This is a genomic window from Pseudoalteromonas sp. TP27 (assembly GCF_056470645.1).
The window spans coordinates 447,359-465,720 of record NZ_JARDAK010000002.1 but is presented as its reverse complement, the minus strand read 5'-3'; the positions used below and the strand labels follow the sequence as shown (position 1 = coordinate 465,720).

General features: G+C 37.1%; 15 protein-coding genes, 1 tRNA gene and 1 pseudogene. 7 read left to right on the top strand and 10 right to left on the bottom strand.

Translation table 11 applies throughout. The annotated features are described in order from the left end of the window. Positions 1 to 14: 14 nt before the first annotated feature. The 3 genes from PX700_RS04435 to PX700_RS04425 all read right to left on the bottom strand — a co-directional run bounded on the left by PX700_RS04435 (position 15) and on the right by PX700_RS04425 (position 4,752). Positions 15 to 3,233: a response regulator gene (locus PX700_RS04435; RefSeq protein ID WP_479519973.1), complete on the bottom strand. Its 3,219-nt coding sequence runs from the start codon at positions 3,231 to 3,233 to the stop codon at positions 15 to 17. Then, positions 3,233 to 4,495 carry an ABC transporter substrate-binding protein gene (locus PX700_RS04430; protein ID WP_415637380.1) on the bottom strand — a complete coding sequence of 421 codons (1,263 nt, stop codon included), beginning with the start codon at positions 4,493 to 4,495 and terminating at the stop codon, positions 3,233 to 3,235. Before PX700_RS04430 ends, PX700_RS04435 begins: the two co-directional genes overlap by 1 nt. A 181-nt stretch (positions 4,496 to 4,676) precedes the next feature. Continuing rightward, a tRNA-Ala gene (locus PX700_RS04425) sits at positions 4,677 to 4,752 on the bottom strand. A 169-nt stretch (positions 4,753 to 4,921) separates the two neighbouring features. Between PX700_RS04425 and PX700_RS04420 the strand changes: the two genes are divergently transcribed. After that, a complete protein-coding gene (locus tag PX700_RS04420; RefSeq protein WP_197178058.1) occupies positions 4,922 to 5,317 on the top strand; it encodes a putative periplasmic lipoprotein in 396 nt (131 codons plus the stop codon). A 1-nt stretch (position 5,318) separates the two neighbouring features. Then, positions 5,319 to 5,819 (top strand): prolyl-tRNA synthetase associated domain-containing protein, encoded by a 501-nt coding sequence (locus PX700_RS04415; RefSeq protein WP_479519972.1) that lies wholly within the window; start codon positions 5,319 to 5,321, stop codon positions 5,817 to 5,819. Here the strand turns inward: PX700_RS04415 and PX700_RS04410 are convergent. Next, on the bottom strand, positions 5,786 to 6,934 hold the full coding sequence (locus PX700_RS04410; RefSeq protein WP_479519971.1) for an MFS transporter: 1,149 nt from the start codon (positions 6,932 to 6,934) through the stop codon (positions 5,786 to 5,788). The two genes, PX700_RS04415 and PX700_RS04410, sit on opposite strands and share 34 nt — an antisense overlap. A 198-nt stretch (positions 6,935 to 7,132) precedes the next feature. Here PX700_RS04410 and PX700_RS04405 point away from each other — a divergent pair, with 198 nt between their 5' ends. From PX700_RS04405 to PX700_RS04390, 4 genes are all read left to right on the top strand, one after another. Further along, complete coding sequence (locus PX700_RS04405) at positions 7,133 to 7,672, top strand: DUF2058 domain-containing protein (RefSeq protein ID WP_197178055.1); 540 nt, start codon at positions 7,133 to 7,135, stop codon at positions 7,670 to 7,672. 182 nt (positions 7,673 to 7,854) lie between these two features. Further along, positions 7,855 to 8,178, top strand: coding sequence for a c-type cytochrome (locus PX700_RS04400; protein WP_024600212.1), 324 nt, complete (start codon positions 7,855 to 7,857; stop codon positions 8,176 to 8,178). Between the two features lie 314 nt (positions 8,179 to 8,492). Continuing rightward, a complete protein-coding gene (locus PX700_RS04395) occupies positions 8,493 to 9,260 on the top strand; it encodes a class II aldolase/adducin family protein (protein ID WP_479519970.1) in 768 nt (255 codons plus the stop codon). A 26-nt stretch (positions 9,261 to 9,286) separates the two neighbouring features. Further along, positions 9,287 to 10,462 carry a mandelate racemase/muconate lactonizing enzyme family protein gene (locus tag PX700_RS04390; RefSeq protein WP_193154963.1) on the top strand — a complete coding sequence of 392 codons (1,176 nt, stop codon included), beginning with the start codon at positions 9,287 to 9,289 and terminating at the stop codon, positions 10,460 to 10,462. A 91-nt stretch (positions 10,463 to 10,553) separates the two neighbouring features. On the opposite strand, the gene PX700_RS04385 is transcribed toward PX700_RS04390, so the two are convergent. Then, entirely contained in the window at positions 10,554 to 11,525 is a 972-nt protein-coding gene (locus tag PX700_RS04385) for an FHA domain-containing protein (protein ID WP_479519969.1), read from the bottom strand. Between the two features lie 121 nt (positions 11,526 to 11,646). Here PX700_RS04385 and PX700_RS04380 point away from each other — a divergent pair, with 121 nt between their 5' ends. Then, positions 11,647 to 14,187, top strand: a complete 2,541-nt coding sequence (locus PX700_RS04380; protein WP_479519968.1) for a protein kinase domain-containing protein — start codon at positions 11,647 to 11,649, stop codon at positions 14,185 to 14,187. Positions 14,188 to 14,192: 5 nt separating this feature from the next. Here PX700_RS04380 and PX700_RS04375 read toward each other — a convergent pair whose 3' ends face one another. From PX700_RS04375 to PX700_RS04355, 5 genes and pseudogenes are all read right to left on the bottom strand, one after another. Continuing rightward, on the bottom strand, positions 14,193 to 14,672 hold the full coding sequence (locus PX700_RS04375; RefSeq protein ID WP_479519967.1) for a hypothetical protein: 480 nt from the start codon (positions 14,670 to 14,672) through the stop codon (positions 14,193 to 14,195). A gap of 132 nt (positions 14,673 to 14,804) precedes the next feature. Next, positions 14,805 to 15,185 (bottom strand): hypothetical protein, encoded by a 381-nt coding sequence (locus tag PX700_RS04370; protein WP_415637389.1) that lies wholly within the window; start codon positions 15,183 to 15,185, stop codon positions 14,805 to 14,807. A gap of 3 nt (positions 15,186 to 15,188) precedes the next feature. Next, positions 15,189 to 16,723, bottom strand: a pseudogene (locus PX700_RS04365) (S41 family peptidase). A 71-nt stretch (positions 16,724 to 16,794) separates the two neighbouring features. Then, a complete protein-coding gene (locus tag PX700_RS04360) occupies positions 16,795 to 17,634 on the bottom strand; it encodes an amidohydrolase family protein (RefSeq protein ID WP_479519966.1) in 840 nt (279 codons plus the stop codon). Beyond that, positions 17,631 to 18,359 carry an SDR family NAD(P)-dependent oxidoreductase gene (locus tag PX700_RS04355; protein ID WP_479519965.1) on the bottom strand — a complete coding sequence of 243 codons (729 nt, stop codon included), beginning with the start codon at positions 18,357 to 18,359 and terminating at the stop codon, positions 17,631 to 17,633. The genes PX700_RS04360 and PX700_RS04355 overlap by 4 nt, the downstream gene beginning before the upstream one ends. Positions 18,360 to 18,362 lie beyond the last annotated feature (3 nt).

Below are 18,362 nucleotides of genomic sequence, written 5' to 3'. Positions count from 1 at the left end.
GTTGGTGGTTATGCCTAATTTTTATTATCGTTTCTATAGTTATCAATTAGCTCAATTACTAACGCGTAGTTAAAATTATCGATAGCTTCTTTGAGCTTAAATAAAGGATGGTCTCGATCGTACTGATTTCTGTCTAATTGCCTAATCAAACTACTAGGTATTGGACGAGCCGTTAATGCTAATGAATATATATCATCAATAACTGAATCTTCACTTCCTAGTTCCTGTAATTGTATATGCTCTTTTATTAGGTTTTCAGCTACTAAAAACTGTTTTACAGCAAAAAGCGTGAGTGTTAATTGATCAGTAAAGTTGGATAATTTAATGCTTTTTCCATCAATTAATTTTTTCTCAATACTTTGGGTACTTTGTTCCAGTAGTTCCAAACCTAATGTACCAGCTAACCCTTTAAGTGTATGCACGAGTCGAGTTAGGCTTTCGAACTCTTCATTTTTGATTAATATATCAGCTTTAATCGGAAAGTCATTGTAATCGTTGACAAATTGAGTAAATAATTTCACTAATAATTCGTCATTATTCTCTAAGTTTTCTTTTGCTAATGGGAGGTTTATAGTACTTAGTGGTTCGCTACTTTGTAGGTGCTTTTCTATACTTTTGTAAAGCGCATCAAAAATAATTGGCTTGACTAAAAAGTCATCCATACCCGCTCTAAACGCTGCTTTTCTATCGCTAGGATCGGCGGCGGCAGTAATTGCAATTATTGGGTTTTTGTAGCCTCGCTCTCTTAATATTCTTGTTGCCTCTAGCCCATCCATAACTGGCATTTGAACATCCATAAAAATAATATCGATATCATTTTTATCTATTTTCTGTAAAGCCTCTTGTCCATTATCAGCAATGATTACAGTCATATCTAGTCTGGCCAAAAGAGCTGAGGCTATTTCTTGATTAATTTTATTGTCATCAACAATCAGTGCATTAAATCCAGAAAATTTAGGATGAGGTTTTAATGGCTTTTCTTTAAAGTTACTAGGTGAAAGCTTTCTTAATACTTCTACTTCGCTATTTTTATTACCAATAATGATAATGTCTATATTTTCATTTTTTGCAATTGGTTCAGGGAACTCTTCATCGGTAATTAACAAAATAAGCGTCAGTTTTTCATTAGCGTTTTTATTTTTAGCGTACAGTTGCTGTAAAATAAAGTTATCGTTGAGCTCTTTTTGTTCTATAGACATTATTACAATACTAAATGGACTATTGGGCTGAGACATTTTAGCAATGGCTCTTAATGGTTCTTGTGTTGTTTCTGTTGTTATATTTATATCACTTAGCAAGTCCATTAATTTTTTAATTTGCTCATTATCGGGGCTAATTAATAGGGCATGTTTTTTAAGTTTTTGCTGCTCAGATAAGGTAAAGGGTAGAGTAAAGAAAAACTCGCTACCTTGATTAATAGTGCTTCTTACTTGAATATCTCCGCCAAGCAGTTTAGCTAATTGTTTGCTTATAGTGAGTCCTAAACCGGTACCGCCGTACTTCCTTGTTGTGCTCGAATCACCTTGTGAGAAAGATTGAAATATAATTTTTGATTGATCTTCTGTCATTCCAATTCCGGTATCTTTTATACTAAAGCGTAGGTTTATTATTTTTTCGTGTTGAGATGTTGCTTCTATAATTAATGATACTTCACCATGCTCTGTAAATTTAATTGCGTTGCCTACACAATTATTAATTATTTGGTTTAGGTGCATGGGATCGCCAATAAGTTCAAGGCCCGCATCTACATGTAAAATAAAGTTTAATCCTAAGCCTTTTTGTTTTGCATTAGTTGAAAACAAATTTTGAACGTTAGAAACAATAGTATGTAAGGTAAACGGGATTTGCTCTAACTGAACTTTGTCAGATTCTAGCTTAGAGAAATCTAAAATATTATTTAAGATTTGTAATAGGTTTTGAGCGCTTGAAAAGGCTTTATCTGCATAGTGCTTTTGTCTTGAAGGAAGTTCGCTACTTTGTAAAAGTTGCAGCATGCCTAATATACCATTCATTGGAGTGCGAAGCTCATGGCTCATGTTAGCTACAAAATCTATTTTTGTTTTATTGGCTTTATCGGTTTGCTGCATAGCACTCGTTAGATCGGCATTCATTGCCTCCATTTGTGAATTTAATACACGAGTTTCGTTGAGTAGCTCTTTGGTTTGCTTATTTTTTAGATATAAAGCATTAGCTGCTTTTATTACCGATGCTATTTCAGTTTGATTTTGGCTGTAATTAGAAATAGTTACGGGCTTTTCGTTATTCATATCTTTAAGTAATAAAGTGAGTTGAGTAATCGGTTTTATAACCGATCTAAAAATAAAATAGCTTAAAAATAAAATGATCGACATAATTAAAGCGGCAAATATATTCGCTTGCTCTGTATTTGTAGTTAAGTGATTACTTAGCTTATCTTCAGTTTTAACTAGTTTGTTTTTTTCTATGTTTTTAATTTCATTTGTTAAGTATAGTAATTCGTTTTCTATACCTGTTAAAACTACATTTACAGAAAAAGTGTAGCTGCGGGTAAGCAGTACAAGTTGGTTGTAAGCTTGTTTTAAATTTACTGCTTTATTAGAAAATGATTCATTAATTATCGAAGTGCTCGTTAGCTTTTTATATAAGTGATCTAAGTTTTGTTTAACATTTTGTGCTTCATCAAAATTAGGTTTATAGAGGTAACTTACCGCTGCGTGTTTTAAATTACTAATTGTAAGTAAAACATCGTTAAAAATAACTTTATTGCTATTGTTTGAAGACTCTTCTAAATCACTAATTGTTACTTGTAGGTCATCAATAGGTTGTTTAAATTGAGTAGTGTAAAGATGTTCACGTTTCTTTCTGTTTATGACAACTTGGCCAAATGTATCTTGATAACTATTTAAATACTCGCCAAGGCGAATTAATGAGTTACTGTGTTCTGGTGCGTGGTTTAAGGTGCTTGCTTTTAGTTGTTCAAGATTCAAATTTGCCTTATTTAAATAAAAATTAAATTTGGTAATCGTATTTTCATTTGCATTGTCAATAAATGAAACTGCATGCCCTTGCAGGGAAATAATATCGTTTTCTAAGTGGTTCACAGCTTCGCTTTGAATTAGCGCATTATGCTGAGATTGTTGTAAGCTAAGTAAAGCGTTTTGCGAATAGTTAAATAGGTAACTTTGCAAAAGAAGTAGCCCAACAAGTAAGCATAAGGCTAAAATTATTTTTGATTTAATAGAATTTATTATCATTATCGGCTAATCAACTCATACCATTTTTGCAAGCTGTAGTCATAGGTTGGCATAACTGTATTCCATACTGCTACATTGCTAAAGCGTTTATGGTAACTACCGCCATTACGCTGCTCACCCGCTTTTACTGCTACTTCGCCATTGGTATTTAATAAATCTACGTTTGTTACTTTTCCACCGTACCAGTAATCCCATTCAGCCGGAGATAGTAGTAGTTTAGAGCGCTGTGGATTACTAATGTAATAACCTTGGCGAGCGATAAAAGCGCCTGGCCAGCCCGAAAGCCACCAGTTCATATAATCGTAAGCTGCATCTTTTACGCTATTTTGCGTTTGTGATGATAAGCACATAACACCATGCCAGCCTCTGTACCCTTCTTTTGGAGCAGCAAAGCGTACATTAACGTTTTGGCTGTTTAAGGCTGCAACTGCAGGCGAAAACATACTTTCTATATGGGCACGTTTACTTTTCATAAACTCAATTGACTCGGGAACTGAGTTCCAATAGCCGCTAAAGTGACCTTGGCGTTTAAAGTCGAGTAATATGCTAAATAATCTATCAAGTTCTGTGCGGGTTATTGCACCTATATCGTTAAACTTTATAAGTCCTTTACTTTGAGCCGCAAGCGCTAAGTCGAATAACCCAATAGTAGGCGCATTTACGATAGCTACTTTACCTCTGTTCTCGTCATCAAGCAGCCAACTCCAGCTTTCTGTTTCGTAGGCTATACCGGGCTTAATAAAATCGGTGTTGTAACCAAAAGAGTCAACATTATGCACATAAGGTAAAAAGCTAATATGATCGCTTTCTTGTGCGCTTAATGTGCCATCAGGTTGAACATTTAATAGTTTGTAAGGTGCATCACCGGCACCAATATTTGCTGTTTCGGTTAGCTTACCCGTTTTCGTCAGTGGGTTTATTTCATTAAAATAAGTGAGCCGTTTTTTTTCTATTGGTTGTATGGAACCTGCATTCCAAAGCACATTTATACTGTTAGACCATTGCTCGTATAAATCGAATGAGCCGGGGGCCATAGAGGCTTTTTGTAATACTGCGGCGCTACCTGCGGGGGCAAATTCAATATTAAGACCTAGGTCGCTCATCGCTTGTTTGCGAATAGCTTCTTGGAGCGTTACATGAGTTCCAAGCACCCTTAACGTCACTTTTTTTCGGGCAAAAACATAAGGCGCATGCGTAATAGCTCCGGCCGTTAACCCAATCATAGCGAGCTTCTTTAGCGTGGTACGTTTAGGATTGTCCATGTTAAGCCTAAAGTATTGATGTGTGTGACATTATGTATAGCTAAGAACTTGTAAAGACACAAGTTGAACGGATAAATTTAAAATTATATAAAATGAAAAATTGTAATAGTAGGGTGTTTGAAAATAGTTAAAACAAGGAAAAAACAGAAGAATAAAATGACTTTAAAAAGGAGTAGGAAAGTGGTGGAGCTAAGCAGGATCGAACTGCTGACCTCCTGCGTGCAAGGCAGGCGCTCTCCCAGCTGAGCTATAGCCCCACATTCCTAAGTTACATATAATAATGTAACTGCTTGGCTGCTGAGTTCCAAGCGGGACGAACTTTAAGTTTTTTTATAAATTTGGTCAAGTATTTTTTCGTAAATTTTCACTGTTTACGTCAATTTTTGTTAGACTCGGCTTAATTCAAAACTAAAACGATAAAAAACAATGAAAAAATGTGTTCTAGCGCTTATGGTTTTACTCGCTGGTTGTGCCTCAAATGACGGTCCTCCTTTTGAAATAAATAATAAACAGTTTCACGAAAGGCAAGATGAGCAAGGCAATAAACTTTTTGCTTATGTTGTTTCGGTAAAAGCTAAAAATCGTGAAAACTTTAACCTAGACCGTGGTCCTAACAACAGACCAAGCCGTGGTGAAGTTAAGCAGTATATTGAGCAAGAGCATTTTGAAGAGTCAAGTGTGCTAAAACTGCAGTTAGAAGATCAAGCTGTTGAGTTATTAAACCAAGAGTTAAAAGAGCGCCAGTATTGCGATAATAAACACGAAGTAAGTGAAGTTTTATGGCGAGACCTAAGCGTACAATTAAGAGGGCGTTGTTTATAATATGTATGCTGATAAAACCAAGTTAGCAGCGCTTTTAACGCACCTAGATATTAATTACGATCTGATAGAACATCCACCGCTACACACGAGCTTAGCGGCTGATGAGTTTATGGTTGAACGCCCGGGTACTCGTCTTAAAAACCTATTTTTGCGTGATAACGAAGGTAAGCGACACTTTTTAGTAATTACTGCGCACGATAAGCAACTCGACTTAAAGACATTGTCAAAGCAGCAGGGGCTTTCGCGTTTAGGATTTGCTTCAAGCGATCGATTAGCTAAGTATTTAAAAGTAGCGCCTGGGTGTGTATCAATGTTGGCTCTTTTAAATGATAAGCAAAACGAAGTAAGCTTATGGGTTGATCAAGAGATTTGGCATGGAGAGTTGTTTCATTGTCATCCGTTTGAGAACACTCAAACATGGTTGCTTAGTAAAGCTGACTTAAACACATTTTTTAATCACACAAAACATCAGCCACGCGTTGTATTTTTACCCTCAAAATAAGCCCACAAAATTAGCAATAAACCACATAAGCAAACAGCAAGCAGCGTAAACATAAACGCTGTTTGCCCATGATGTTGGTACACCACACCGGGTAATAACGAGCCAAGCGCTCCACCACTGTAATAAAACGATACATACCCGCCATTGGTCACACTGGGTGGTGCTTTGCTTATTTTATTAACGAGCGGCGCTGCGGTTGAGTGAATCACAAACATTGCACCGCAAAATAAAGTAAATGCGATTAAAAATAAGCTGAGCTGGTGGCTCATTAGTAAAATAATACTCACGCTATAAAAACTAAAGGTAGCAGTTAATAAATGCCAAGGAGAAGGGACTTTTTTAAGTAACCAAGGCGCGGCAATCGAGGCAAGAGCCCCAATTAAATAGCCACTGTAAACTAAACCTATGTCGCGAGTATTTGTTATTAAAAACGTATTTTGCAATATAAACGGTAAGTAATTAAGTAGTGCAGCAAAGCAAAAAAACATACAAAAAACGGCACCGTAAACTTTAAGTACAGCGCCTTTTTTAAGTTGTTTAATGTAGTCCAGTGGCGAAAGCTGAGACTTTGTTGCTGGGTTCGAAAATTGAGAATGTTTGATTGTTAAAGCTAAAAAAATAAGCATAAAAGCAATAACGTAGTAAAAGCTCTGCCAATTCCATAAATCGCTAAATAAAGCTGCGAGGACACGGCCAAAGTAGCCTCCAACTATACTGCTACCAATATACAGAGTCATATTTTTTTGAAGTGTATCAGCGCTATAACTCATGCCTATATAACTAGTCATTGCAGTTAAGGCTGCTGGAAGCGTTAGGCCTTGTAAAAATCTAACCAATAGCAAAAGCTCAAAGCTAGGTACATATATAAAAAGTAAGCAGCTAAGCCCTAAAAACACCATTGCAATACGTAATATAAGTAATGGATTTCTTTTTGCCAAAAATAAACCATAGACGAGCGGGGCAATAGCTAAAGGCAGCATAGTTGCAGTCATTAAGCTGCCAGCTACCGCAGGGGCTACATTAAATTCGCTTGCAAAAAGGCTAAGTAGAGGTTGTGGTGCATAAAGTACAAAAAATATAAATACCGAGCAAATGAGTAGATGAGGTAAACGCATTATATGGCTTATACATTTGCTGATTGGTTACGTGACATTGTATTAAAAATTGGTTTTAATTGATAATTAAAACCATGCTCTTTGCGCCATATCATGGTTTGTTTTAATTAGTTTGTTAGATTAATGTCGATAGCGCTGTTATTTGCACTCGTTGGTGATTAAAATAACCCTAATATTAGTTTTTAGTGGAACAAAGCCATGGGTTCATTACAAGACCAATTGCTTCAAGCAGGATTAACAACATCGCATAATGCTAAAGTTGCTAAATCAGAAAAGCGTAAGCAACAAAAAAAGCAAAAGAAAGGGGCTACTAGTAACCCAAGTGATCTGCAAAAGCATATACAACAAACCAAGCTAGAGCAGCAAAAAAAAGCTGAAGAGCTTAACCAAACACGCCAAGTGAGCTTAAAGCAACGCGAGCAAGAAGCGCGTGTTAAACAAATTTTAGAGCACCACAATCAAGACGCTATTCGTGGTGAGCGCACATTTAATTTTACTTATCAAAACAAAGTAAAAAACCTAGACGTGAACGAGAAAACGCAAAAAGCGTTATCGGGCGGTCGTTTAGCTATTTGTGTACTAGAAGGCCAATTTTACGTACTAGACGACGAACCAGCACGTAAAGTGGCTGAAGTTGACGAAAAGTATATTGTTTTTCATGTGGAGCCTGAAAACAAACCAAAAGACGAAGATGATCCATACGCAGACTTTGAAGTACCAGATGATATAGTGTGGTAATAGGCTATTAAGTGTAAGCTCATCTTTGTTTGCTAGTGTAGGCAAATATGAGTAGAAACGAGTTAGCAGTTTTTGGTGATGTTGATCGTCTAGCGTCGTTTCGTACGTATGCTTTTTATTTGATTGTTTACTACAATCAATAAATCAATTTTTCTAACCGTCAAAAAAGAAGAGTAAATACAATGAGCAAGATGAAAACACTACTATTAGGCGCGGGCATTACTTTGGCCGCAAGTTTCTCGTTTAATGCAGCAGCTGCCGATGGCGCTACACTTTATACCGCTAAAAATTGTCAAACCTGTCATGGCGCTGAAGGTAAAGCACCAATTATGGGAATGTACCCTAAACTAAACGGTCAAAACAAAGACTACTTAGTAGCGCAAATGAAAGACATTAAATCAGGTGCACGTAATAACGGTATGACTATGGCAATGAAAGCAATGGTTGCAACGGTAACTGATGAAGAGTTTGAAGCAATTGCAGATTATCTAGCTAACGTAAAATAATTTACGCAGTTATTTAGCTTTATAAATACCATAAACAGCCACACAATAGTGTGGCTGTTTTGTTTGGTGTTTGCTATAAAATAAAGACTGCTTTAGACTTCTAAACATCTATTTATACCAATCTGTTTATATATGGGGTCTATTTAATGTTAAGAAAATTACGCTAGAACTAGGCAAAAATTTTTGTATCTAGTTGTTCTAAATAAAAAATTTTTAACGACGTTATAGTGCAATTTAATTCGTTAAATTGATCAAAGATTTATGCAGGTTAGTATTATATATGCTAGTAATGTACGGTTTTTAAAAGGCTTAATATGTTTGATTTACCCAAACTAGATTTAAAAAATAAAGTATCAGAACAAGAGTGGCAACTGCGTGTTGATTTAGCTGCCTGCTATAGGTTGGTAGATCACTTTCGTTGGGGCGATTTAATTTATACGCATTTATCGGCACGTTTGCCTGGTACCGATCATTACTTAGTGAATGCTTTTGGTTTAACTTTTGATGAAGTAACCGCCTCTAATTTAGTGAAGGTAGACCTTGCCGGTAATATTATTGACGATACGCCATTTAGTATTAATCCAGCCGGCTTTACTATTCACAGTGCGATTCACGAAGTGCGCGAAGATGCGCATTGCGTTATTCACCTTCATACCAAAGAAACAATCGCTGTAGCGACACAAAAAAACGGTTTATTACCACTTAGCCAGTATTCAATGTTTTCACTGCCATCGCTTTCTTACCATGGCTACGAAGGGCTTGCGGTAAATGACGATGAGAGAAAAGTGCTGCAAGACGATTTAGGCAACACTAACCATATGTTATTGGTAAACCACGGTGGCTTAACAGTAGGCCCAACGGTAGGTGATGCGTTTATGCGTTTTTATGATTTACAGCGAGCGTGTGAAATTCAATTAGCGCTACAATCAAGCTCGCAAGAGGTTATTGAAGTACCGCAACCTATAATCGACAATATTTATAATCAAGCAAACGTAGTACACAGTGGTAGCACTGGCGGGCAACTTGCGTGGCCTGCTATGTTACGTAAAGCGTATCGACTTGACCCTAGTTTTGCAAAATAACCCATAGCGGTTAATAAGGAATTTTAATGAAAGTAAATCGCGTTGAAGTATTTGATATTCACTGTCCTGATAGACCTTCTTGGACACCTGTTTTTGTTCGTATTCATACTGATGAAGGTATTAGTGGTGTTGGCGAAGCGGGCCTTGCTTACGATTTAGGTCACAGCGCAGCCGCAGCCATGATTAAAGAAATGGCTGATGCCTTTTTAATCGGCCATGACCCGTTTCAAACCGAAAAACTATGGTCACGTATGCTGCGTGAGAGCTTTTGGGGCTTAGGCGGCGGACCTGTCGTATACGCAGCAATGAGTGCAATAGATACCGCGCTTTGGGATATTAAAGGTAAAGCGCTTGGTTTACCTGTATACCAATTACTAGGCGGTAAAGTTAACGATAAACTACGTACCTACGCATCGCAATTACAGTTTGACTGGGATAGCGAATTTAAAGCGCTAGTACAACCGCAAGAATATGCAGAAGCTGCCTTAAAGGCGATGGCCGAAGGTTACGATGCAGTAAAAGTAGATCCAATTCAGTATGATAAAGACGGCAATACTTATTACGACCGTACAAAAATAATCTCACGTACTGAAATGAAACTATACCGCGCGCGCATGCAAGCTATTCGCGAAGCAGTGGGCGACGAAGTAGACATTATTTTTGAATGCCACAGTTTACCAGGTGTTACAACAGCCATTCAGTTGGGTGAAATTGCACAAGAGTTTGACTGTATGTATTTTGAAGAGCCAGTTAACTACTTAAACCACTCATTACACGCAAAAGTAGCCGATAAAGTATCTGTGCCTATTGCTGGTGGTGAACGTTTGTATAATCGCTGGGGTGTGCGTCCGTACTTAGAAGATCAAAGTATTGATGTTCTACAACCAGATATTGGTTTATGTGGTGGTTTTACCGAAACTAAAAAGGTATGTGACTACGCCGATATTTTTGATGTGCGTATTCAAGCCCACGTATGTGGCGGACCTGTTGCAACAGCAGCATCACTGCACTTAGAAACGGCTATCCCTAACTTTTTGATTCATGAGCATCATACTTATGCGATTAAAAAGTGGAACCGCGAGTTATGTTTGCAAGATCCACAACCTAAAAATGGCTTTTTTGAAGTATCAGAAGAGCCCGGTCTTGGTATTGAATTAAATGACGAGATTGTTATGCGCTCTCAGCGCGTAGAAATAAAATAGTTCAGCAAAGCATAATAAAGTCCCGCAGCCAATGTTCATTGGTTGCGGAGCTGTTGGTTTATAAGTAATTATATTCCTAGTTAATTGTTATTTATTCAATAGTATTTTCTAAATTAGAAGATTCTATTTTTTTGCCTTTATAAATGGTAAATAACTTACCGCCAAAGCGAACTTTGCCGCGTTTTCGTTCTATTAATGCGCTAGGCATTATTTCATTATTTAGTAGTTCAACAAATTGTTTGCGTGCGCGATGAATTTGAATATTTACATGTGCTTCACTGATCCCCAAATCCTTAGCTAGCTTTTTAACTTGTATCCATCCTTGTGTATCTGCTTCAAAGCCATTTTGCATATCTTGTAGCTTATAACGCGCTAATAGTAGGGTGAGATAGTGATGTGAGCGAACATCAAAATCGAGTAGTGTTGTCTGACTTTTAATTTTAAGCTCGGCTAACTCTTCATCAAGACTGAGGTTAAAAATAAATTCCAAGTTATTACTTGGCTGTGCTTTTAGCTCGACTGTTTTTTCTTGGGTGGCTGCGCCAGCTAGAAATAAACGCCATACATTGTTGCCAACACGCAAATCTTGACCATCATTAATTGGTTGTTGTAAGTGTTCATGCATGTCTTCATAATACCAACAGTGCTGCTGTGAATCGAAATGCAAAATAACTTCAGGGTGCTTATTATTAGGTAAAAAGTGGTATTGCTCTAGGTATATGATTTGCTCTTGTGATTCATTTACCGGAAACAGTAAATCTCGCGGCGGCTCTACCGAAGTAACGTGATACATCAAATTATTGATTTGTGAAAAACTGAGTTTATCGCCTTGTTTTAAAAGTGTATTTTGGTTTGTGGTGATTTTAATGTCGTTTAACCAAACCCCATTTTTACTTAAATCATTGATATACCATTGCTCATTAAGCCACTCAATTACGGCATGAATACGTGTGACCTCAGGGAAATCAAGAAAAGTATCTACAGAATGCGCTAATCTACCAAAGCGATGAAAGGCACGTAAATATAAGTTTTTTTGCGATTTAGTGTGTTTTAAAATGGCCATAATTAATCATTTATTTCCAGTTGTTATTCTTTATTATAGTTAAATAATATCAATAGATTGCAATTATTTGACCTTTGAAGTTAAACTAATGGTTAACATAATTTTAATAATCGGGAGCAGTGTGTTTAAACTCGAAGATCATTACCGAGAGCTACATCCTTTGGCGCAAGGTGGTATGAGTAAAGTATACCTTGGCATTGATTTAAAATTAGATCGACAAGTGGCACTCAAGGTCATTGACTTATCATCTCCTATATCTGATAAAACCTTGTTGGAGGCTAAATTATTAGCGTGCTTTAATCATCCAAACATAGTGCAAATTTATAAAACTATTCAACATGACGAGCAATTGATTCTAGAGATGGAATATGTCAAAGGCACAACGCTTGAATGCTTAATTAAACAACAAAATCTTACACTACCAAAAAAACTTGAGTTGCTACTTGATATAACTCAAGGACTATTTGCAATACATCAACAGAATATTTTACACCTTGATCTCAAAGCAGCTAACGTATTGGTTAATGAAAGTGGCTCAGCTAAAATTGCTGATTTTGGTATTTCACAAATAAAAGACACTTTTCAAACTCAAGAAAACAGTAGTTTTGGTAGTTTGACTGCTATGTCGCCAGAGCAATTAAACAAGAAGCCGTTAGACTTTAGAAGTGACTTGTTTTCATTGGGGCTAATTGCTTACCAACTTTTTGCTAACCAACATCCATACATGGAGCAATCGCCCACACCTTCTAATAAATCAATTGCAGAGCAAATAAAAAATAGTCGCTGCCGTGCTGATGCTTGTGCTATTGCGGATATTCCTGAACCATTAGGATTATTGATAAATCGTCTTCTTTCATATCATGTAAAGCAACGTCCTGCATCGATTGCTGAAGTTATTGAAGAATTAAAGCATATCATGATGTTGCTAAATAATAATAGCGAGACGATTTCTCTAGCGGATATTCAGTTAGCAAGCAAACAGAAAAAATGGAAAGAATTTACAGTTTTTACATTATTATCGTTTATTGCTATTGGCTTTTTTTCAGCGAGTATTTGGTACTGGCAGGCAAATAAACCTAAAACTTACGTTGCAGTACTCCCCATTGAGTTTAGTAAAAAAACTAAGCTATTAGATTCTCAAAAGCAAGTGCTCAATCTGGCAATTAATGATGCTATTAGACAGTATTTATTAGATACCTCAGGTTATGCGTTAATTTCTCAGAACGAAATTCGACAAACTCAAAAGTTATTAGGAGACAATTTAAGTTTGCCTATTTTAGGCAAAGCGCTTAATGCGGATCAGTTACTTTCTACTCATTTAGATTGTACTCCATTGTCGTGTGATATTAATTTAAGTTTACTTGATGGTGAAAGTGGTACTTTAGTTCGTGCTGAAAGAAGTGCGAGTGATACTGAGAATTACATGGGTATTTATAATGTAACAAGCAACTTCATCGAAAAACTCTATACGGGTGATATTGCGACTAAACAAGCATTAAAAAAAGAGCGTGAATTTTTAGAGCGCTATGTAAGCTTGGTCAACGTTGTTTCAACTAACTCCCGTAATACTCTTTCTTTAATTGCAGACATAGAGGATTTAATATTACATAGCCCTGAATTTACACCTTTATATCCACTATACCGTAAAATTGTACTGCGTCATTACGATGAAACACTCAACCCTGAAGTGATAAAAAAACTAAAAATGACATTAGATACGCTTCCGAGTTCTTATCATGACAGCCCCGCTTATTTAATTGATTTGTTAGAGATTTATCAACATGTTAAAGATAAGTACAACACGGATATAGTAATCGGAAAAATCCAAAAATCAGATATTGAAGAGTTTCAAAAGCAAACTTTGTTAGCTATTTATTATAAAAGAAGTGGTGAGTTAGAACGTTCATTAACTCATGCAAAGCTTGCTTATAAAATAAGACCGATGCTTATAACAACACGAAATTTAGCAATTGTTCATGTAATGCTCGGGGATAATAAAAAAGCATCTGAATATTTATCAAAAATATTAACACATATCCCAAATGATTTTTTTGCCTTGCAAACACTGGCTGATATTTCGCTGCTATCAGGAGATTTAGTTAAAGCGGAAGTAAATTATCAGCGATTAATTACGAGTTCGACAGCTATTTCATCAACATATTCAAATTACTCAATTGTATTGTCTTTAAAAGGAGAGCTTACAGAAGCGCTATATTATGCGCAAAAGGCAGTGGAACTTTCGTCTAAAAATAGTACGCAACAGCTTAACTTGGCCGATATTTTATTTATGTTAGGTAAAAAGAATCAGGCTTCTGACATTTATAAAAACATAGATAAAGGGATTGCTGATGATACACAAGTTGTTGAATTCCTATTAGAAAAAGCGCAAGCGCAAGTTCATTTAGGTAAAAGCCAAAAGGCGATGATTAGCATTGATCGGGCTTTAAATCAAAACTCTGAATTAAGTGAAGTTTATTTTGTGAAAGCTATGGTTCAAACTATTTTAGGAGAAAAGTATTCAGCGGTGGCATCGATAGAACAAAGTATCAAAAAGGGCTGGAGTCCTGTGTTCTATCGACTTATTTGGTTTAAACCATTATGTACAGAGAATCAATTTAAAACACTCTTAGGTAAAGAGAATTATAATTCTCTCTGTACATAGGTCAGTTAGTCTGGTTCCATATCTTGAAGGATTACGCGCGGATCTTGAGAAAAATAACGCATTTTTGATTCAGAATTAGCATTATTTTTTGCTACAAGGCGGAAGTTTACTTCATAATCCGCACTCTCACTTAGCAGACCAGAAATAGCTTCATCTGGGTTGTCAGCAAGTTTTGTTGCCAGCTCAGCAGGTAATGCGTGAGCAGGAATAATGCTTGAAATAGACACAATAAGTGATTGACCGCCATTTGCTACTATACTTGTTAACTGATAATTGAAATTATCTTTGGCATCAGAGAAGTACGTGCCATTTTCAGCAAATTCCCATTCTGGGCAATCAGCCAATTCATAATATAAATTGACGGCTTGCCCTGCCTTTAGTTCTTTATAATCAATACAAATATTTTCACTATCTCCGCCCGTTGGGCTAGAAATGTCCCATTGTCCATCTTCTTTAGGAATAACTCGAAAGCTAAGATTACTCATTTTAATATCCTGTTTTAGGGTTAATAAATATCATTGTAGTTACTTTTGCAGCTTAAGTAAGCTGCGGTTATGTGTAAAGCGTATACTTCAGTGAGCGTAGCGCTTTTTTGTATATCACTGCCACAGAGTAAACTAATTGTTTACTCGACAATTAGCGCCATTTAGCGCTTTGGTTGCCTTGCTATCAAGGTGGCGCACAAAACATTGTCCATCTTTAATCATTAACTCAAATTGATCGGGCATGTTGAGCTTCTTGCCCATAATAGGGTTACCCAAAGCATCTTTTTGATTAAGTCTAGCAAGTGTCACCGTACTGCTTGTTAAAAATACGTCATCAGCCAATTGTACATGTGGACTATGAAGTAGCAGGGCGATAACTTCGGCTACAGCGGCACTATTAGGCTCTACTAATAATGCATGTTGCAGTTTAGGAGTCGACTCAGAGCTTTGTGCTGAGCATCCTGATAGTGCAATCGCTGTAATAATCGTGACTATTAATGAACGTATTTTCATAGTTTATCTCATGTTATCGCGAAGAATGATGTTTTGTTCAAGCATAGTTTGAATTCGCGTATCTTTTACCTCAGGGGTATCAGTAGATGATGTAAAACCGCGCATGCTGTTTATTGAGCTTGGTGTCGGGCAGCTGCCGGAGGTGCGATACTCTAATGCTGCTCTAAGCAGTCTTTCATCCGCACTACCTAGTTGCTTGGTAAAGTCATCTGCAACGGCGCAGCCATCAATATGCACTGGTTGACGGGCGTCATCAACCGTATTTTGTGGTGCAAACCCATCTGAGTATTCACCAAAACCTTTATTATTCTGGCCAGTAAATTGAATAGTGAAATAAGTAGTATCACAATTATTGGTAGGGTAAAAACCATAGGGCTTACCACATGTGCCAGAGCCAATTTGAATAACCTCTATATCAGCACCGCGTAACCCATTCATAATAGCCTCACTTGCAGAGCAAGTATTACTGGTGGTAAGTACATAAACACGATTTAGGTTTAGTGTAGGTAGCTGGCTACCGCTTACAATACTTGCGCTTTTATCAAACCCTATAAACTGATTAGTAAAGGGCATAGGCGTTATTGTTTCACCTGTTACAGGGTTAGTATTTGGATTTTTACCATTAAAAATTGTACCCTCAAAAAATTTACCTTGCGTGTTTGCGTTACCTGCAACCATGTAGGCAACTTGACTAGCTAATTCTAATAAACCGCCGCCGTTGTAGCGTACATCAATCACTAAATCTTTAATATTACTCGCAGCAAGTTCGTTAAATGCATTATATAGTTGCTCTTCGGCAATCGCGTTGTGAGTATTAAATTGAAAATACCCGACATCACCACCGGCAAGGTCTGTGCGAACATTGATCACTGGTTGGGATGTTACATTTTGGGACGTAAGTGTAATGGTGCGATTTTCGTTAGTACTGATATCTTTAAATATAAACTCGGTTACTTTCCCTGTTGGCTTTGGAAATAAGCCTGCATTAAGGGTACTAATATCACTAGCTGAAGTTGCATTAACAAAATCAATCCCATCGACTTCAACAAGCTCAAATCCACGTATTATATTTTGACTACTTGCTGGCGTATTTGGCTCGGTATAGGTAACAACGGCTTGTCGTGGGGCACTACTAGCGATTAATTTTATATTAAAGCCATAGCCATAACTAATCCCAGCTTGGTTTTGGCGCTCCCATTCATCGGTTGATAAAGTGAAATGAAAGTTATCTTTCTCAGCACCAGAGTCAGTAAGTTCGTTCGTTTTAAGCAGCTCAAAATAATCAGCTACTGCACTGATAAGCGCAGGGTCGGTATCTATAATCTCGTCGTACCACAGGTAAGTTTCGTTACTCCAAGAGCGCAGCCAGTTTTTTCATTAATTGCTTGGCACTGCCCTTTAAATTGACTTGCATTAGCAAACGTACCGGAAACCCAGCTGGCATTATTTGTAGTTGTGCCAGTACTTGTATCGGCTGAGCTTCCTCCACACGCGACTAGAGTGCTAGCGAGTGTTAAAGGTAGAAGTATTTTTGCCATATTTAGTTTAGTTAGAGTGAAGATGTAGAGGCTCGCTTTTTATACTGTTAAGTAAATATAGCGGTTTTTATTTATACTTGGTAGAGAAGTTTAGCGTTTTTGTAGCTTAATTGGTGCCAAGTGTCTTCACTATGGCATAAATCTGAATAAGAGTGCCATAAGTTGTTGTAGCTAGTGTTGATTTGGCAAACGGGGAAGTTACTAGCAAACATAATACGCTGCTCGCCAAACTGTTTTAAAATTGTGTTAAAGCATTCAATTTGTTGGTGATTATTTAATGCTAAAAGCTCAAAGCCTGAAAACTTTATAAAAATATTACAGTGCTTAGCTAGTTGTTTAATCGCTTGTTGCCACAGTGCAGTATTGTTAGGTAATCCCGCATGGTTAATGACAATCTGTAATTGTGGGAGCTGTTTAGCGTAGTGAGCAATTTTTTCTGTCACCGGTATATTTTCAAGCTCAAACTGCGCCTCAAAATGTAATTTTAAATGACTTAGGTACTCTAGATTATCAAAGCAATTTTTATTGAGTAAGCGGGTTGCATCATTGCCTTCGGTTATATCCCTAATCCCAGCTAAATGAGTATGTTGAATGTTTTTTAGTGCAGCAGAGAAATAATTAGTTTCTTGATCAATTTGCGCAAAACTAATTGCTTTAAAAGGTGTTTTTTTTAAGTGCGTGGTTAGCCAATGTAACTCATTTATTGGCGCATTATTATCAAACCCCGCTTCAATATGTACAATACCCGCAAGTTTAAAATCGGTGCTTTGAATTAAATCTTCTTCGCTAACAGGCTGTTTTATTTTGTCTAAATTTGGCCATGCTGGTGGGGAAGCGCCTTGTAACCATGAATATTGACCCTCACTTAAATTAAAAAAGTGTACATGTGGGTCAATTATTTTTGTACTCATTGGGCTGTATAACCACCGTCAATGCTTTGTAGGCTGCCAGTAATAAAGCTGGCATCGTCGCTTGCTAAAAAGCTCACAAGGGCGGCAACCTCGTCGGCTTGACCTAATCGGTTAAGCGGTTGCAGACTTGCTTCCTCGGCAACTATTTCAGCTTTGTTTGCGCCACTTTTTGCGCAGTACGCATCTATTGCGTTATGAAAAAGCGGGGTTTCTATTGTGCCAGGGCATACCGCATTTGCTCTAATATTAAAACTTGCGTAATCAAGTGCTGTGGTTTTAGCCATTGAGGCAAGGGCATGTTTTGTTAGGTTATACGCAAAAGAGTTTTGTTTACCTATTATTGCCTGATCAGAAGCAACTAATATAATAACGCCGCTATTTTGCGCTTTCATGCTTGGCAATACGCTTTGTACTGCGGCATAAGCGCCTTTAACATTAAGCGCAAAAAGTGCATCGAGAGTTTGCTCGTCGGTGCTTTCTATATTTGCGCTTAAGTGTTTTCCAGCATTAGAAACAAGTACATCAATACGTTTGCTTTGTTCACAGATAGCGTTGATACAGCTTTGTACCGCCGATACTTCACTTACATCACACTGATGAAATATACCGTTTTCGCTTTGCTCTATATCAAGGTTATGTACTTCATAGCCATTGTTTAGTAAACGCTTTACTACGGCTAAGCCAATACCTTTTGTACCACCTGTAACTACTGCAACTTTAGACATACT

Excerpts from the sequence above, each read along its gene's own strand:
- PX700_RS04435 (WP_479519973.1), bottom strand. The coding sequence starts at position 3,233 with ATGATAATAAATTCTATTAAATCAAAAATAATTTTAGCCTTATGCTTA.
- PX700_RS04430 (WP_415637380.1), bottom strand. The coding sequence starts at position 4,495 with ATGGACAATCCTAAACGTACCACGCTAAAGAAGCTCGCTATGATTGGG.
- PX700_RS04420 (WP_197178058.1), top strand. The coding sequence starts at position 4,922 with ATGAAAAAATGTGTTCTAGCGCTTATGGTTTTACTCGCTGGTTGTGCC.
- PX700_RS04415 (WP_479519972.1), top strand. The coding sequence starts at position 5,319 with ATGTATGCTGATAAAACCAAGTTAGCAGCGCTTTTAACGCACCTAGAT.
- PX700_RS04410 (WP_479519971.1), bottom strand. The coding sequence starts at position 6,934 with ATGCGTTTACCTCATCTACTCATTTGCTCGGTATTTATATTTTTTGTA.
- PX700_RS04405 (WP_197178055.1), top strand. The coding sequence starts at position 7,133 with ATGGGTTCATTACAAGACCAATTGCTTCAAGCAGGATTAACAACATCG.
- PX700_RS04400 (WP_024600212.1), top strand. The coding sequence starts at position 7,855 with ATGAGCAAGATGAAAACACTACTATTAGGCGCGGGCATTACTTTGGCC.
- PX700_RS04395 (WP_479519970.1), top strand. The coding sequence starts at position 8,493 with ATGTTTGATTTACCCAAACTAGATTTAAAAAATAAAGTATCAGAACAA.
- PX700_RS04390 (WP_193154963.1), top strand. The coding sequence starts at position 9,287 with ATGAAAGTAAATCGCGTTGAAGTATTTGATATTCACTGTCCTGATAGA.
- PX700_RS04385 (WP_479519969.1), bottom strand. The coding sequence starts at position 11,525 with ATGGCCATTTTAAAACACACTAAATCGCAAAAAAACTTATATTTACGT.
- PX700_RS04375 (WP_479519967.1), bottom strand. The coding sequence starts at position 14,672 with ATGAGTAATCTTAGCTTTCGAGTTATTCCTAAAGAAGATGGACAATGG.
- PX700_RS04370 (WP_415637389.1), bottom strand. The coding sequence starts at position 15,185 with ATGAAAATACGTTCATTAATAGTCACGATTATTACAGCGATTGCACTA.
- PX700_RS04360 (WP_479519966.1), bottom strand. The coding sequence starts at position 17,634 with ATGAGTACAAAAATAATTGACCCACATGTACACTTTTTTAATTTAAGT.
- PX700_RS04355 (WP_479519965.1), bottom strand. The coding sequence starts at position 18,359 with ATGTCTAAAGTTGCAGTAGTTACAGGTGGTACAAAAGGTATTGGCTTA.